The 16421-nt window shown below is 57.9% G+C and carries 15 protein-coding genes; 7 read left to right on the top strand and 8 right to left on the bottom strand.

The window, feature by feature from the left end:
• Positions 1 to 83: 83 nt before the first annotated feature.
• Together WE862_RS18025 and WE862_RS18020 are read right to left on the bottom strand one after the other, a co-directional pair.
• Positions 84 to 845: a hypothetical protein gene (locus tag WE862_RS18025; protein WP_198493489.1), complete on the bottom strand. Its 762-nt coding sequence runs from the start codon at positions 843 to 845 to the stop codon at positions 84 to 86.
• A gap of 241 nt (positions 846 to 1086) precedes the next feature.
• Positions 1087 to 2025: a LysR substrate-binding domain-containing protein gene (locus WE862_RS18020; protein ID WP_042031344.1), complete on the bottom strand. Its 939-nt coding sequence runs from the start codon at positions 2023 to 2025 to the stop codon at positions 1087 to 1089.
• A 260-nt stretch (positions 2026 to 2285) separates the two neighbouring features.
• Here WE862_RS18020 and WE862_RS18015 point away from each other — a divergent pair, with 260 nt between their 5' ends.
• Positions 2286 to 2474, top strand: coding sequence for a hypothetical protein (locus WE862_RS18015; protein ID WP_033115019.1), 189 nt, complete (start codon positions 2286 to 2288; stop codon positions 2472 to 2474).
• A 49-nt stretch (positions 2475 to 2523) separates the two neighbouring features.
• On the opposite strand, the gene WE862_RS18010 is transcribed toward WE862_RS18015, so the two are convergent.
• From WE862_RS18010 to WE862_RS18000, 3 genes are all read right to left on the bottom strand, one after another.
• Positions 2524 to 2814, bottom strand: coding sequence for a hypothetical protein (locus tag WE862_RS18010; protein ID WP_042031343.1), 291 nt, complete (start codon positions 2812 to 2814; stop codon positions 2524 to 2526).
• A gap of 276 nt (positions 2815 to 3090) precedes the next feature.
• On the bottom strand, positions 3091 to 5097 hold the full coding sequence (locus WE862_RS18005) for a methyl-accepting chemotaxis protein (RefSeq protein ID WP_042031342.1): 2007 nt from the start codon (positions 5095 to 5097) through the stop codon (positions 3091 to 3093).
• Between the two features lie 192 nt (positions 5098 to 5289).
• Positions 5290 to 6585, bottom strand: a complete 1296-nt coding sequence (locus WE862_RS18000; RefSeq protein ID WP_042031340.1) for an amino acid permease — start codon at positions 6583 to 6585, stop codon at positions 5290 to 5292.
• Positions 6586 to 6835: 250 nt separating this feature from the next.
• Between WE862_RS18000 and WE862_RS17995 the strand changes: the two genes are divergently transcribed.
• The 4 genes from WE862_RS17995 to WE862_RS17980 all read left to right on the top strand — a co-directional run bounded on the left by WE862_RS17995 (position 6836) and on the right by WE862_RS17980 (position 9999).
• Positions 6836 to 7219 carry a Rid family detoxifying hydrolase gene (locus tag WE862_RS17995; RefSeq protein ID WP_042031339.1) on the top strand — a complete coding sequence of 128 codons (384 nt, stop codon included), beginning with the start codon at positions 6836 to 6838 and terminating at the stop codon, positions 7217 to 7219.
• A gap of 22 nt (positions 7220 to 7241) precedes the next feature.
• Positions 7242 to 8531, top strand: coding sequence for a serine dehydratase subunit alpha family protein (locus tag WE862_RS17990; protein ID WP_042031338.1), 1290 nt, complete (start codon positions 7242 to 7244; stop codon positions 8529 to 8531).
• A gap of 65 nt (positions 8532 to 8596) precedes the next feature.
• Entirely contained in the window at positions 8597 to 9250 is a 654-nt protein-coding gene (locus WE862_RS17985) for a helix-turn-helix transcriptional regulator (RefSeq protein WP_033115023.1), read from the top strand.
• Between the two features lie 161 nt (positions 9251 to 9411).
• Positions 9412 to 9999 carry a histidine phosphatase family protein gene (locus WE862_RS17980; protein ID WP_042031337.1) on the top strand — a complete coding sequence of 196 codons (588 nt, stop codon included), beginning with the start codon at positions 9412 to 9414 and terminating at the stop codon, positions 9997 to 9999.
• 124 nt (positions 10000 to 10123) lie between these two features.
• On the opposite strand, the gene WE862_RS17975 is transcribed toward WE862_RS17980, so the two are convergent.
• Positions 10124 to 10873 (bottom strand): substrate-binding periplasmic protein, encoded by a 750-nt coding sequence (locus WE862_RS17975; protein WP_042031336.1) that lies wholly within the window; start codon positions 10871 to 10873, stop codon positions 10124 to 10126.
• 8 nt (positions 10874 to 10881) lie between these two features.
• Positions 10882 to 11775, bottom strand: a complete 894-nt coding sequence (locus WE862_RS17970; protein ID WP_225628368.1) for a sugar ABC transporter substrate-binding protein — start codon at positions 11773 to 11775, stop codon at positions 10882 to 10884.
• 299 nt (positions 11776 to 12074) lie between these two features.
• Between WE862_RS17970 and fabV the strand changes: the two genes are divergently transcribed.
• Both fabV and WE862_RS17960 read left to right on the top strand, forming a co-directional pair.
• A complete protein-coding gene (gene fabV / locus WE862_RS17965; protein WP_005361765.1) occupies positions 12075 to 13268 on the top strand; it encodes an enoyl-ACP reductase FabV in 1194 nt (397 codons plus the stop codon).
• A gap of 163 nt (positions 13269 to 13431) precedes the next feature.
• Positions 13432 to 14907: a YfcC family protein gene (locus tag WE862_RS17960; RefSeq protein ID WP_042031335.1), complete on the top strand. Its 1476-nt coding sequence runs from the start codon at positions 13432 to 13434 to the stop codon at positions 14905 to 14907.
• 63 nt (positions 14908 to 14970) lie between these two features.
• On the opposite strand, the gene WE862_RS17955 is transcribed toward WE862_RS17960, so the two are convergent.
• Complete coding sequence (locus WE862_RS17955; RefSeq protein ID WP_043851260.1) at positions 14971 to 16185, bottom strand: pyridoxal phosphate-dependent aminotransferase; 1215 nt, start codon at positions 16183 to 16185, stop codon at positions 14971 to 14973.
• Between the last annotated feature and the right edge of the window lie 236 nt (positions 16186 to 16421).

Here is a 16421-nt window from a genome sequence, read left to right as displayed (position 1 = left end):
GGTGTTGGGCGGCAGGGCTAAGTGTAGTGAGGAGATTGCAGCCTGCCGTATTTGAAATTGCCAGGCATAATTGGCAAGGTGTGTCAGAACTGGTAATTGAACTCCAGTCGATAGGTGGCCTCCTCAATTCCGGCAATATTGTTCCAGTTGATGAAAGTTCTGAAGTTAAGTCGCCCTGAATATTGATAGGAGAGTGCGACCTCGTGATACAGCGCAGCACTTTCGCCATCACCGAAGGCATTCTCTTTATAAAATTCGGAGCCTGAAAGGGTATTGGCAAACATAGGATTGTAATTCAACCACCACTTTTCATTAAGAGTCAGTTTGCTATACATTCCGACGAGATAAAATGTGCCAGGAATGGTATAACCGGCATCGATCTGTTTACGATTACTATCAATATATTGATTCATTGATATATTGGCACCAACTCCAGCCAGAGGATATAGCTGAAGCGGGCCCCAGGCCGGCAGTGCTTTAATCAGACTATAGGAGACAGAGGAGTTCTGTTCGGCCAGATAACTTTCATCAAAGTTGTAGATGATATCCAGCTGGGTGCCGAGGCCGTTCTCGGTATTGATGGTGAAATTGCGCAGCCGCAGGCTGTCGAGGGAGTTGTCACGAGTTTGATGATCAGACCAGCCCAGGCCTTCACCCATGACCCCTTTTGCTTCGATGATATTCATCGCCCGTTTGTTTTGGCTACCGCTGTCATATTGGTTGCCGAATTTCAGATTGAGACCATCGTCGCTAATGCCGCCTCCCCATTGGCTATATACCGCAAGTGGGTCAGACATATCCTGTAATGGTGCCGAATTGTCTGATGATTTGGCGATGGCAGGCATAGCCACACCTATACATAGGGGCAGGAGTATTTTTTTCATCATGTTATGGTGTTTTTATTTTGGTTGGTGAATGAGTGTCATCAGAAATGTGATTAATCGATGATGTTGATACGACATCAATTAATAGTGTGGCATCTGATAATCATCTTTATATAAGAAAGAGAGGATGCATCACTTTTTACACGCAGTTAGCGTAACTTGTTCAGCATCCCCGATCATTGCAGTTCGCAATAATCAATTTTTAAGCAGGCGTTAAACCATTGCGATTGGGTTCAGCTGTGGTGAGAAGTTGTAACTGTTGAATAAGCCAGCTGAGTGCGGGGTCTCGTTTTGCACTCTGATGCCAGTTGATGTAGACGGGGCAGGGGGCAGACTCCCAGGGGAGAGGAAAGTCCTTGAGGGCAAGTGGTTGGCGCATCATGGCCAGATGCCATTGGCTGGTGACACAGAGCCAGTCAGTCTGACTGACCAGAGAGAGCGCTGTCAGCAGGGCGTTGCTTTCATAGGCGATTTTGCGTGGTGGCAAGTTCTTGCTGGTCAGGCTGCGGATCACCCAGTCATCTTTGCGTCTCACGTCCCACACCACGTGTTCTTCGGCAAAGAAGGCCTCGAAGTCGAGCTGATGTTCAATGCGGGGATGCGCGGCACGGCACACGACTCTGAGTTCCAGATTCAGTAGTGGCTGGCTCAAAAAGCCGCTCTCTTCCAATGCAGTGCTGGCCAGTATCAGGTCGATATTGTGCTGGCGAAGGGCTTGCTGGCGAAGATGCTCCTCATAGAGCCCGGGGACTGATTCGACGCGGCAGTGAGGTGCTGTTGCGGCGAGATGGGCAAGGAGTCTGGGTAGCAGGAGCAGATCCAGATCCGGATGGCTGGCGATGCGAAAGACGCGCTGACTGGTGCCGGGATCAAACTCCTGATTGAGTTGCAGGGAGCGCTCCATGGTATTGAGGGCTGTGCGGATCTCCCTGTGCAGGGCGAGGGCCCGGCTGGTTGGTGTGATCCCGCGCCCTTCCCGGAGAAATAGTGGCTCGCCAATCTGGTCGCTAAGGCGGCGAATGGCCTGGCTTATCGCCGCAGGGGTCATATCCAGGCTGCTGGCTGCTGTTGATACCCCTTTTTCGGTCATGACGCGATCGAAGATCCGAAAAAGGTTGAGGTCTATGTGTGGACTCGCCATCAAGTCATCCTGTTTTTATCCCGTTTACCCAGTATGTCGGTTAAACAGCCGATATCTTCCATTGTTGCTGTCATGACTGACGGGGAGCTTAACAGCTCTAAAACAGAGTCATTACTTATCATGATTCAAGCAGTTGCCCACATCCTTTCAGTTTCTTGACTGGCAGTCGCGACACATCTTGATCTGTATCAAGATACCCGGTCGTCGGTTGTCTTACGGTCAGAAGTGATGTTGTGGAGATGTAACAAAAGGATGTGAATATGGAACTGGAAAGGGATCCGAGGTGCTATACCGACGTCTGCATCAATGGTAAGTGGTATCACTACGACCACTGCAGCACCAATGTCTACATGTTGATGGGGGGCGCGGCCCCCTGTCTGCAGCTTGCTTACGAGCCGAGCAGCGAAGAGGAGCTGATCGAGATGCTCCGCCAGCTGGCCTGTTGTTAAACCAGTGGCCATCGAGTCTGTGGGCGCGATGGCCAACTCTTTTTAACGATTAATGGCCCGAGTTGCGGCCAAATACTCTCTTGCCCATCTCCATCAGTGCGACGGCAAAGGCGTAGCTGCTGTCTGATTTGCCTATTTCATCGGCCACGTAGAGAAAGTTGGAGCGGTACTTCTCCACCGCCTCTTGCGGACTCCAGGCATCGATAAAATCCTCCTCGACTTCAAATCCCTGCGCCAGTAGCGCCTCTTTTTCGGGCAGAAAGGTGGGGGAGGCCATGTCGATAAAGGTGTAGTGCTGCCTGTTGGAGTCCGGCATGGTAAAAAACTGGTACTTCGCCATCTGCGATACCTCGCCTGAACGGGTTTGTCGTGATGTGACCTTCCGCGGGTTGAACTGCTTTTCTACTTTCTTGCCGATATCTTGTACTTGTGCAGGAAAGAGGTAGCGTTCGACTCTTTTTATTGCATCCGAGCTTACTCTGGCTGCATTCTTGCACGCAACAGCGATGGCGGTTTTTGCATCACTCCGCTCGGGGTTAGCGGGGCGGAAGCAGAGCATAAAAAAACCAGCCCGACGGGGCTGGTTTTAACTGATGGCTGACCCGATCGGGCCGGTTTAGAGGACGAAGTTCTGCACCATGCTGCGTAACTGCTCGGTAAGCTGGTGGATCTGGCGAGCAGCATCGCGCGCCTCGTTGGCGACCTGTAGCGCCTCGTCACTGCCATCGGAGATGCGCACCACATTGCGCTCGATCTCGTTGACCACTGCGCCCTGCTGTTCGATGGCGCTGGCGATGATGGCATTGGTATCGACCATCCGATCCACCTTCTCGGTGATGGCGCCGAAAGCGTGCTGGGCTTCTTGGGCGAGACCGACCCCCTCCTGCGCTTCGCGGCTGGCGGCAGACATGGCATTGACCGAGGCGCGGGCGCCGGATTGCAGCTGTTCAATCATCTGCTGGATCTCGACGGTGGCCCCCTGGGTGCGACTGGCCAGCGAGCGCACTTCATCGGCTACCACGGCGAAGCCGCGTCCCTGTTCACCCGCCCGGGCGGCCTCGATGGCGGCGTTGAGTGCCAGCAGGTTGGTCTGCTCGGCGATACCGCGTATCACGCTGATGACACCACCAATCTGGCTGCACTGCTGCTCCAGTTGACCAATGCTCTCGGCGGTGCGCAGTACTTCGCGGTTGATATGGTCGATCGCCTTGATGGTGCGATCGACCACGGCCTCGCCCTTACCCACCACCTGCTGGGCTTCCTGAGTCATCCGGGCAGCCTGCAGGGCGTTGCCCGCCATGTCTTGTGACGTGGCGGCCAGCTCCTTGATGGCGGTGGCCACCTGATGGGTCTCCCCTTGCTGGGCGGCGATCACCTCCTGAGAGCGGCAGGTGCGATCCTCAATCTCGGTGGCGCTCTCCACCACGGTTACGCCGTTTTCCCGTACCCGCCGCATCAGGGTGCGCAGGGTCTCCAGGGTGATGTTGTAATCACGGCTGATGGCCGCCAGCTCATCCTGACCGACAATCTCGATATGCTGGCTGAGATCCTGGGCGTTGACCCGGGCTGCGATCTCCCGTACCCGGCCCACCGTGTCTCGCAGGGAGAGATAGGCGCCGATCATCAGGTAGATATAGAGCAGCAGGATGGCGGTCAGTGGCGCCGTGACCCACCAGAAATGGCGCTGGTTGGCTGCCATGCGTTGATGCAGGTCGGCTTCCAGCCGCTGGCGCACCTGGCCTGCCAGCTTGGTGATGGTGTTGTCGAGCCCATCTCCCAGCGCCAGCACCTCCTTGGTTGAGAGCTGCACCAGCTGATCCTTCATCATCTTGTTTTCCATGGTATCGACCCCCTGACGCACCTGTTGCAGCAGGACATCGGTCTGCTGGCCCAGCTCGGCGCGATAGGCGGGTTCAATCTGGTAGAGCAGGGTCAGATCGGCTTCCAGCTCCTGCAGGGTGGCGTTGATGAGGTCAAGGCGAAAGCGCAGGCCGCTGTACCCTTCCGCCTGAAACAGGCCGAAGTCGGCGATGGTGGCGGCGCGATCCCGCACCTGAGCCAGCAGGTCGCGCAGTTGTGGCAGCCGTTCGCTGGTGAGGATCACCATGTAATAGGTGCCGAGCGCCGGATCCTGGATCAGGCTGCTGGCGGCGGTGATGTTCTTGTAGAGGTGGCGCACTTCGGTCAGTAGTTTGTCGTGGCGCAGATTGCTCTGATCAACCTCCAGCTTGCTCCCTTCGCTCTGCAGGGCAGCCCACCCCTGTTTGAGGGCGTCGAAAGCGGGATTTTCCTGACGGGTATCGGCAAAGGCGCACAGGCTATCCTCCACCGCTTGGGCAGCGGCTTTGACCTTATCCTCTCCCACCGGGCTCTGCTCGTAGGCGTGCTGGGTGACCAGATTGCGGTGGGTCAGCAGCGCCTGCTCGATGGCGGGCACCGGGGCCAGATTGATGACGCCGGCCAGCTCCTTGCGGGCCTGTTCGTTGTCATCCTGCAGCCGTCCCAGCAGATTGGCCATGCTGTAGGCCAGCGGCAGCAGCATCAGACAGGACCAGAGCAGAAATTTGTATTTGAAAGAGAGCTGGTTGCCCAGCCTGATAGCCGGGTTGAAAATCCATTTCATATGAGGCCTCGATACCCGAAAAGACGGGTGCATGCGGTTATGGCTGAATATTACTCCTCGCCGCAGCACTTCGGTCAGGGAGAGGGGGAAGTTGTGATCCCCTTGGCTTTTTGTTCTGTTGCCAGCTCAATACCAATGAAAACGGGCCACCCGAAGGTGACCCGTCTGTTGGCTATCTGGTTATTTGGCCAATCAGTTGAACGCCAGGAAAGGCGAGACGCAGAGCAGCAGGCCGGTGACGATGATGATGTAGAGGGAAGTGCCCTTGTACTTGTGCAGCGCCGGCACCTGATAGACCAGATAGGCCGGGATGAGGCAACCCACCATGCCGAAGATGGGGCTGCAGATGGAGGTGAAGCTCAGCACCGGGGCGTTGAGCACGATGGCACCCCAGGAGAGCATGACGGTGAACACCATGATCCCTTTGCCCACCAATCCCTTGTTGATGCGGTTTTCCGGCAGCACCCGGCGCAGCAAGTTCATTGCCAGCCCCTGACAGGCTTCACGGAAACCGAGGTACACGCCGAAGTAGGCGGTCATTACCGCAAAGATGTTGAGGGTCAGGCTGAGCAGCTTGAGGGTCTGGCCGGGCATCCCCTGCGCCACCATCGCCAGTGCAGAGATGTTCTCCTCGGAGGCTTTGACCGCCTGATCGTGACCCATGGCGAGGGTAAAGGAGACTGCGTAGAAGAACACCACCACAAACAGGATGCCGAAGGCGATATTCATGGCGCGCATCGCCTTGAAGCGGGCCACTTCCAGCGACTTCTCACGCGAGCGGTAGGAGATCACCATTGGGCTCAGGCTTTGGATAAAGAGGATGGAGGTGAGGGTGAAGGGGAGCATGATGATGGCATCCTTCATCCAGTCACCGGCGGCGGGCATGGCGGTGATGTTGGCCGCATCCCATTTGTCCACCATCATCAGGCCGAGCACGGCCACCACGCTGATCTTGGTCAGCACCATAAAGGTGGAGATCTTGAACAGCAGGTTTTCGCCGCGCGAGGCCAGCGCCACCAGACCGCAAATAAGCACCAGACCGTAGAGGGGATTTTCCGAGAGCAGGCCGTCGGTGACACCGAAGCTCTGCAGGAAGGAGGCGCTGTCGTTGGTGATGGCAGTGGAGTAGACAAAGACCCAGATCACCAGCATCACGAAGTAGAGGGCGCCGAGTAGCACACCCCAGTTCTTGCCAAGGTAGCCGGTGATGACGCTGGGGTAATCCTTGCATTCGGGCGAGGTGGCCAGGGTATTGATAAAGAGGCGCTGGAACATATACATGGCCGGATAGCCTATTACTGCCGAGAGCAGAAAGACCCACAAGCCCATCAGCCCCACCTGTACCGGCAGGAAGACGATCCCCGCACCGATGGCCATACCGATGCTCATGATGATCCAGCCCCAGTCGGTGCTGTCGAAGCGAACCGCCTCTTTCCATTCCAGGGTGCCCATCATGGGGCCGTTGAGTGTGGTGCTATGCGCGTCCATTAGAACCTTCTTGTCGTTGTAAGGGTAAGAGTGGGCGCAAATATAGTTGAATGAATGCGTTGCAAACAATGCGTCCGCGCTCTCTTTTATTCAAATCAGGAGGGTGATCACGGTTTACTATGAGACCTAAAGATGCCTTTTTACGCCATTTTTCTATCTTTTTGTTGAATGGATAAACTAAAAAGCAAATAATGTTGAGCGAAAGTAGAGCTATAAATGCAAAAATAATTGCAATTACGGAGTGGGTAATATGAAAAAAATCATCACTGCGGCCTCGGCTCCCGACGCCATCGGACCTTACAGCCATGGCACTGTCTATGGCGACCTCATCTTTACCTCCGGCCAGCTGCCGGTGTGCAAACAGCAGGGCGGCGTGGTTGCCGGCGGTATTGAGGCACAGAGTCGTCAGGCACTCGAAAACCTGAAAGCGGTGCTGGAGGCGGGCGGCGGCTCGCTGGAGACAGTCCTCAAGACTACCTGCTATCTCGCCGAGATCAGCGATTTTGCCGCGTTTAACGAGGTTTACAAAGCCTATTTCCAGAAAGATTGTCCGGCGCGCAGCTGCTTCGCGGTGAAGGATCTGCCGATGGGCGTCAAGGTTGAAGTGGAAGCGATCGCCCATATCGCTCGGTAACGGATAGAGAAAGGTTCAATCAATGAAACAAGCGTGGCAGCAGTATCTGCAGATTATTCAACAGGTTGTCAAACCGGCGCTGGGCTGTACCGAGCCTATCGCCGCTGCCTATGCCGCCGCAGTTGCCGCCCGGCAACTGGGCTGCGCACCGCGTCGTATCGAGGTGGCGGTGTCGGATAATCTCTACAAGAACTCGATGGGTGTCTATGTGCCGGGTACCGGCAAGATTGGTCTGGCGATCGCCGCCGCAGCCGGCGCCCTCGGTGGCAATGCCGATGGCGGACTGGAGGTGCTGGCCGCCATCACCGCAGATCAGGTGGCCCGTGCCCAGGCCCTGATCGATGCAGGTGGCGTGCTGGTCAGCCGCACTGCTGCCCCCGAGTTTATCTTCTGCCGCGTGACTGTTTATGGCTCTGATGGAAACGGTGAAGAGCACAGCGCCGAAGTGACCCTGTGCGGTGGCCATACCCGCATCGTCGAGCAGCGTCGCGATGGCGAGGTGACCTTCACCGCCGATCAGAGTCAGAGCGGTGCCACCGGCGCCATCTGCGATGGCGTGGATATCAGCATCGCCGCCATCTATGAGTTCGCCACCCAGGTGGAGTTCGAGCAGATCAGGTTCATCCTCAAGGCCTCCGAACTGAATGGCAAGCTCTCCGCCGAGGGGATGAACAACCCCTATGGTCTCGAGATCGGTCGTACCATGCAGCAGAACATCGATGCCGGCCTCATCGGCGAGGATGTGATGAACCGCATCGTGATGATGACGGCGGCTGCCTCCGATGCTCGTATGGGGGGCGCCACCTTGCCTGCCATGAGCAACTTTGGCAGCGGTAACCAGGGCATCGCGGCCACCATTCCGGTGATGGTGATTGCCGAGCGCTATGGTGCCAGTGAAGAGCAGCTGGCTCGCGCCCTCATCATGAGCCATCTGGGCGCCATCTATATCAAGTCCCACTATCCGCCGCTGTCGGCCTTCTGCGGCAATACCGTGACCAGCGCGGCAGCCGCCATGGCCATGGTCTATCTCGCTGGCGGCAGCTTCGAGCAATCCTGCTTCGCCATCCAGAACGTGCTGAGCGACAGTGCCGGCATGGTGTGTGACGGAGCCAAAGCCTCCTGCGCCATGAAGGTGAGTACCTCCTCCGGCGCGGCGGTACGTGGCTTCCTGATGGCGCTCAACAGCCACTCGGTGTCGGGGCAGGGGATCGTTTCCGACAACGTGGATCAGACCATTCGCAACGTGGGTCAGATGGTGAAGGACGGCATGTCTGCCACAGACAGCACCATTATTGATATCATGTCCGCCTGAGTGTCCCTGTCGGCTGCTGCCCGGCGTCCATCGCCCGGCAGCAGCCCTTGCAAGAAGGTCCGAATGTGAAGCTGCAAGAGTTGAGTCAGAACGATTTCCAGATCCTCAAATCGATGGAGATCATCGTGGATGGTATCGCCGCCATGTATGGTCAGCACACCGAGGTGCTGCTCCACAGTCTGGATGTGCGCAACCCCTCGATCATCAAGATTGCCAACGGCCATATCACCGGCCGCAGCGTCGGCGCCCCCATCACCAACCTGGCGATGATCAAGCTCAAGAGCGGGCAGGATATCTCCAACCCCTACATGACCAAGTGTGCGACCGGCAAGACCCTGCGTTCGCTCACCACCGTCATTCGCAACGGGGAGCACAAGGCAATCGGACTGCTCTGCATCAACACCGATATGGATGCCCCGCTGCAATCCGTGTTGCGTGCCATGATGCCCGAGTGCATGCATGCCAGCGAGAACCACGCTACCCCCGAGGTGTTTGCCCGCAACATCGACGAAGCGCTCAACAGCACCATAGATACCGTCAGTGCCGAGGTGCGTGGCAATGAGGCCGTACCCCCTTCCCAGAAGACCCGGGTTATCGTCAATCAGCTGCACGACATGGGGATCTTCGAGCTTAAAGACAGTGCCCAGATCGCCGCGCGCCAGCTCGGCATCTCGGTCCACTCCATCTACCGCTACCTGCGGGAGATCAAGAAGGGGTAGGTGCATGACACCTGCCTCCCCATACTCTGCACAAGCGACAACAGCCAGAGTCACAGGCCGTAACGCTGGCTGTGCGTTACCCTGCATGGGCAATGAAAGCCGTTACCGCCCCACCCGGGTTGTCGCCTTGTTCCCATCTCGTTGAATCAGCTGGAAATCACATGTCACGAATCATCTATCTGCTGCGCCATGGCCAGACCCTTTTCAATGCCGAACAGCGCCTGCAGGGACGCTGCAACTCCGATCTGACCGAGAAGGGCGAAGCGCAAGCTATTGCCATGGGACGGCGGCTTGCCGACGAGTTGGCGGATCCGGCACGCTGGAGTGTCTACGCCAGCCCGCTCGGGCGCGCTCGTCAGACCGCCCTGCTGGTGTGCGAGCAGTTGGGTTTGCCCGCCGATCGCATTATCTGGGATGAGCGGCTGATGGAGCTCGGCATGGGGGAGTGGGAAGGGTGCCGGATCCCCGAGCTCTGCCAGTCTCACCCTGAACTCGATACCGGCAGGGGCGATTGGTATCTGCAGGCCCCAGGGGCCGAGAGTGTCCTCAGCATTCAGCGTCGGGCACTCCAGTGGCTGCTGGATCCTGCCATCGCCGAGCGGGCCATCGTCATTTCCCACGGTCTGCTCGGCGCCATGCTGCGTGGCGTCTATGCCGACCTCGATGAGGCGGCGATCTGGGCTCAGGAGTTGCCGCAGGATGCCTTCTACAAGCTGCAAGCGGGCAAGATCACCCGGATAGCCTGCTGACTGCCTCAAGCGGGGGCACCATTGATAGCTCGAGGTGAAAGGTGGGGAGGGCGAAAGAAGGAGAGAAGACCTGTGCTGGTGTCGCTGAAGTTTGCCGCGTAGAGAAGGTTGACTAGGGATGTGGTCAGGGAATAACAATCCACTCCCGTCTGACCCCCTCATATACCGAGCTCAAACCATACCCTTGCCAGATATCGGCCATGGCATCGCCAAAGACTCCAAGAGAGAGCGATGTGCGCAGGCGTTTCACTGTGTCGGGCGGGAGTTGCGGATGGCAGGCTAGCCACCTTTCCACCCGGGCAAGGATCATCACTCGCTGGAGCCTGTTTTTATGTCTGGGGGAGGTGATCAGCTCGGGGAGCTCGTCGCTAATCAACAGGTCGAAGCGCCCGGCTTGCAGCATGGCGATCCCCAGACTGGCCTTGGGTAGCAGCTCGTAGCGGATCGCTGCGTTATCAAGCAGCTCCCTCAGCTCTGCCACATCGATGGCACCAATCCGGTAGTTGCGTAGCGCTTCTATGTTGCTCAGGGGCGGAATAGTTTCTTGCCGGGCGTAGACTGCGAGGGTGATGGGGGCGATGCGCGCAACGTAGCGCAGGGTTTCGGCATTTTCCGCCGAAAAGTGCACCCCAAGTCCGCAGCTGTTTGGCTCGGTGGCCACTATTTTGAGCAGACGCCGCATGGGCTTGGCTTGCAAATGAATCTCTATCCCTTGCTGCTTGGCCAAGCGGGCAAAGACATCGACATAAGGGCCGCTCAGCTGTTCTCCGGTAACCTGAATGAAAGGGGGGTAGGCATCGGCATAGATGTTTAGCACTGGCCCGGCCGATGCAAGTTGGCACCACAACAGCAGCAATACCCACCACCCCTTCATCTAGCCTCCTAAGGATGTGTGACCAGCTCCACAGGGGTTTGCACTATGCCGGGCAGATCGGCTTGCGTTATTTTCTGCGCCAGCGCTTTCAGGGCGAGGTCGAGCGCATATTGTGCCTGCTTGCCCGGATACTGGTCTGCGGTTGCCACCACAGATCCATCGCTGAGATAGGGGTGGATCCCCGGAATATTGTCATAGCCACCGATCAGCACCTTGCCTTTGAGCCCCAGCTCAGCTAGGGCTTGGGCGGCACCGATGGCCATATTGTCGTTACCGCAGAGCAGCGCCTTGACGTCCGGGGTTGCCTTGAGGAGATCGATAGTTGCGCTCTTGCCCTGAGCTGTGTCCCAGTAGCCGCTGCGCACGCCGGCGACAACCATGTCAGCAGCGCGCAGGGCGGCCCGGAATCCGTCACTGCGAGCCCGGCTGTTGATGGCACCGGGGGGGCCCTCGATCAGCCCGACTTTACTGCCCGCCGGGAGTTTTTTTGCGACATATTCGCCGACACTGCGCGCGCCGGCAAAGTTGCTGGGGCCGACGAAGGGGACATTGACCCCTTCCAGCACCAGTGCCCTGTCATCTAGCTTGTTGTCCATGTTGATGACCAGAATGCCGGCGCGGATCGCCTCCATCAGAACGGGCAGCATGGCGACCGAATCGGTCGGTACCACCACCAGGGCATCCACTTTCTGGCCGATCATCTTGCGGATAATCGCCTCCTGACCTGTGACATCCACCTCCTGCTGGATGCCTTCTAGCTGTAGTGTCAGAGCGTCGGGGTGGGCCGCAGCATAGGTCTCTGCCCCTTTCGCCATCTCGATGAAAAACTCGTTGCGGACCGATTTCAGTACCATGCCGACAGTCGGTTTGGCTGATACCTCACTGGCTGCAAACAGTGCCACAGCCGCCCACAACAAGCATCTTTGCCAACATCTGGTCATGTTACCTCCGCCCTGTTGGGCCAATCATCCAGCGCCACGATGTTGTCCAAGTATATGCCAGCCATGGGTGGGCAAGCGGCTTCTGGCAAGTGCCCGAATGTGCCGTGGGGCAACCAAAGCTCTGGGAGGCTATTTCTCTTTCATTTCTGTCGTGGGCTGATGGATTTTTGTTGCCGTTCAACACATCAGAGCACCTTATCGCGGCAAGATGAGGTATCTTATGCCCCGATTTCATCCATTAAACGGATCCGAGACCCCATATGATTATCAAACCCAAGGTTCGCGGCTTTATCTGCACCACCACTCACCCGGTTGGCTGTGAAGCCAATGTTCGTCGCCAGATTGCTTACACCAAAGCCAAGGGCACCATCGAGAATGGTCCCAAGAAGGTGTTGGTGATCGGCGCTTCCACCGGTTATGGTCTGGCCTCCCGCATTGCTGCCGCCTTTGGCTCTGGCGCCGCCACCCTCGGCGTCTTCTTTGAAAAAGCGGGCACCGAGTCCAAGACCGGTACCGCCGGCTGGTACAACTCCGCTGCCTTCGACAAGGCTGCCAAAGAGGCAGGCCTCTACGCCAAGAGCGTCAATGGCGATGCCTTCTCCAACGAGTGCCGCGCCAAGGTGATCGAGCTCATCAAGCAGGATCTGGGTCAGATTGATCTGGTGGTCTACTCTCTGGCCTCTCCGGTGCGCAAGATGCCGGAAACCGGCGAAGTGGTGCGCTCTGCCCTCAAACCGATCGGTGAGGTTTACACCACCACCGCCATCGATACCAACAAGGATCAGATCATCACCGCCACCGTTGAGCCGGCGAACGAGGAAGAGATCCAGAACACCATCACCGTCATGGGCGGTCAGGATTGGGAGCTGTGGATGGCCGCCCTGCGCGATGCTGGCGTGCTGGCTGACGGCGCCAAGTCCGTGGCTTACTCCTACATCGGTACCGATTTGACCTGGCCAATCTACTGGCATGGCACTCTGGGTCGCGCCAAGGAAGATCTGGACCGCGCCGCTGCCGCCATCCGTGGCGATCTGGCTGCCAAGGGCGGCACCGCTCACGTGGCCGTGCTGAAATCCGTGGTGACTCAAGCTTCTTCCGCCATTCCGGTGATGCCGCTCTATATCTCCATGGCCTTCAAGATCATGAAAGAGAAGGGCATTCACGAAGGCTGCATGGAGCAGGTGGATCGCATGATGCGCACCCGTCTCTACGCTTCCGACATGGCGCTGGACGATCAGGCCCGCATCCGCATGGATGACTGGGAACTGCGCGAAGACGTGCAGCAGACCTGCCGCGACCTGTGGCCATCCATCACCAGCGAGAACCTCTCCGAGCTGACCGATTACACCGGCTACAAGCAGGAGTTCCTGCGCTTGTTCGGTTTCGGTCTGGACGAGGTCGATTACGATGCGGATGTGAATCCGGACGTGAAATTCGATGTGGTCGAGCTCTGAGTCTGACTCAAGTGAAAATGGGGCCCCGCGGGGCCCTGTTTTTTTGGCAAAAATACCGCTAAGTTACGGAATTTTATTATCAGCGATCACCTTTTTCCCATATCAAACCCGCTAGTCTGGCGGTGATCGGATCACATGACGGCATTGCCGAGGTACGGAAGCTATGACCACTCCAAATGAAGCGCCCAAAAAGCGCCAACTCCCCACTGTCTATACCCTGCTTTTCATCATCATCGCCCTGATGGCAGCCCTCACCTGGGTGCTGCCGGCGGGCAAATACAACTATGTGACGGCCAAGACCCAGCAGCCGGTGGCGGCCGCGGCCGTGGCTGACTACAGCGGCGATGAGCGACTGTTGCCGGTGCCCGGCAGCTACACCGAGTTGCCCTCTCATCCGCAGGGGGTATTCGATGTGCTCAAGGCCCCCATTCAGGGCTTTCACAAGGCGGCCGACGTCGCACTGTTCGTGCTCATCATCGGTGGTTTTCTCGCGGTGACCATGCAGAGCGGGGCACTGGATGCCGGGGTGGGAGCCATCGTGCGCGGCTTTGCCGGGCGCGAACGGCTGCTGATCCCGGTGCTGATCGCTCTCTTTGCTCTTGGTGGTTCCACCTTCGGCATGGCGGAGGAGACGGTGGCCTTCTGGGCACTGATCGTGCCGGTGATGATGGCGGCGGGCTTTGATCGCATGGTGGCGGCGGGGATTATCCTGCTTGGCTCCGGGGTCGGGGTGCTCGCCTCCACCGTCAACCCGTTTGCTACCGGCATCGCCTCCGGTTTTGCCGGCATTCCCATCGGTGAGGGGATTGGCCTGCGGGTCATCCAGTGGCTGCTGCTGGTGATCTTCGCCTCCTGGTTCGTGATGCGCTACGCCAAACAGGTGCAGCAGGACAAGTCCCGCTCCGTGCTGGCCGACATTGTCTATGACGACGAGTTCTCCCAGATGAAGAGCGGCAACCTCGCCTTCACCGGCAAGCAGAAGCTCACCATGCTGGTATTCTTCGGCACCTTCCTGCTGATGATCTATGCGGTGGTGCCCTGGTCGGATTTGGGGATCGATGCGCTGCCCACCTTTGGCTGGTGGTTTGACGAGCTCTCCACCCTGTTCTTCAGCGCCTCTATCCTGATCGCGCTGATCAACCGGATGCCGGAGTCCAACTATGTGGCGACCTTCCTCAACGGGGCGCGAGACCTCATCGGAGTGGCGCTGGTGGTAGCGGTGGCGCGCGGCATCTATGTGGTGATGGAGCATGGCGTTATCATCGACACCATCTTGCACTGGGCCGAGGGGCTGGTGAGCGGACTCTCTTCGTCAGTCTTCATCCTGATGGCTTATCTGGTGCACATCATCCTGAGCTTCTTCATCCCGTCCACCTCGGGGCTGGCGACCGTCTCCATGCCGTTGATGGGGCCACTGGCTGACTTCTCCGGCATCTCGCGGGATCTGGTGATCACCGCCTATCAGTCCGCCTCCGGCTGGATCAACCTGTTTGCCCCCACCGCCGCCCATCTGGTGGCGGGTCTGGCGCTCGCCAAGATCCCCTACGATCGCTTCGTGCGTTGGGTGCTGCCCTTCATCATCGGGGTAGCTCTCATCACCATGGCGGTACTGGTGGCTGGCGCCCTGCTGCACGGTTGATGGTACGAATAAAACGACAGATAACAAAAAGGCTCCCGCGGGAGCCTTTTTCATGAGCCTTGCTTACTGCTTGTAGCCCTTGAGGAAGCGGGCGAGGCGGCCGATGGCATCCTCCAGCTCCTCTTCCCGGGGCAGGAACACCAGCCGGAAGTGATCCGGCGCCGGCCAGTTGAAGCCGGTGCCTTGCACCAGCAGCAGCTTCTCCTGTTGCAACAGGTCGAACACCATCTTCTGGTCGTCGCGGATGTCATACACCTTGGGGTCAAGGCGGGGGAACATGTAGAGCGCCCCCTTGGGTTTGACGCAGGAGACCCCCGGGATCTCGTTCAAGAGCTCCCATGCCTTGTCCCGCTGCTTGCGCAGGCGGCCGCCCGGCAGGATCAGCTCGTTGATGCTCTGGTAGCCGCCAAGGGCTGTCTGGATGGCGTGCTGCATCGGCACGTTGGCACACAGCCGCATGGAGGCCAGCATCTCCAGCCCTTCAATGTAACCGCGAGCACGGCCTTTGGGGCCGGTGATGACCATCCAGCCCTGACGGAAGCCGCAGGCGCGGTAGGCCTTGGAGAGGCCGTTGAAGGTCACCACCATCACATCGTCGCACAGGGTGCAGACGCTGGTGTGGGAGATATCGTCGTAGAGGATCTTGTCGTAGATCTCGTCGGCGAAGATGATGAGGTTGTGCTGGCGGGCGATCTCGATCACCTCCAGCAGGAACTCGCTGCCGTAAACGGCGCCGGTCGGGTTGTTGGGGTTGATCAGCACCAGGCCGCGGGTGCGCGGGGTGATGCGGGCGCGGATGTCATCGAGATCCGGATACCAGTCGGCCCCTTCGTCGCAGCGATAATGCACCGCATGGCCACCGGAGAGGGTGACGGCGGCGGTCCAGAGCGGGTAGTCGGGGGAGGGCACCAGCATCTCGTCGCCGTTGTTGAGCAGCGCCTGCATCGCCATCACGATAAGCTCGCTGGCGCCATTGCCGATGTAGATGTCGTCGATGTCGACCTTGCGCATCCCTTTTTGCTGGTAGTACTGCATCACCGCCTTGCGGGCGGAGAAGAGCCCTTTGGAGTCGCAGTAGCCCTGGCTCTGGGGCATGTTGAGGATCACATCCTTGATGATCTCTTCCGGCGCATCAAAGCCGAACGGGGCCGGGTTGCCGATGTTGAGCTTGAGAATGCGGTGGCCTTCGTCTTCGAGACGGCGAGCTTCTTTATGCACCGGGCCGCGGATGTCATAGCAGACATCGTCGAGCTTGTGCGACTTGTCGATTGTGAACATGGTGACAGTGATTCCTTCCCCACAGGGACGCGTTGGCGAAAAAGGCGATTTTTAGTATCAAATATCTTTTCCCCTATTCTTCACAGAATTGAATGCTAGAACAATCTTCTTTTTAGTAGAAATTCCTGATTTTTAGCCCCAAAACAGAGTTATTAAAAGGTTAAATTCAGCACGATCGTTTGTGCTTGGCAAGGTTCACCAGTGAAAGATGGGGGAGTGATTAACAAAGCTACTCT

The organism is Aeromonas jandaei, assembly GCF_037890695.1.
Lineage (GTDB): Bacteria > Pseudomonadota > Gammaproteobacteria > Enterobacterales > Aeromonadaceae > Aeromonas > Aeromonas jandaei.
This window is presented reverse-complemented; position numbering and strand designations above follow the sequence as displayed.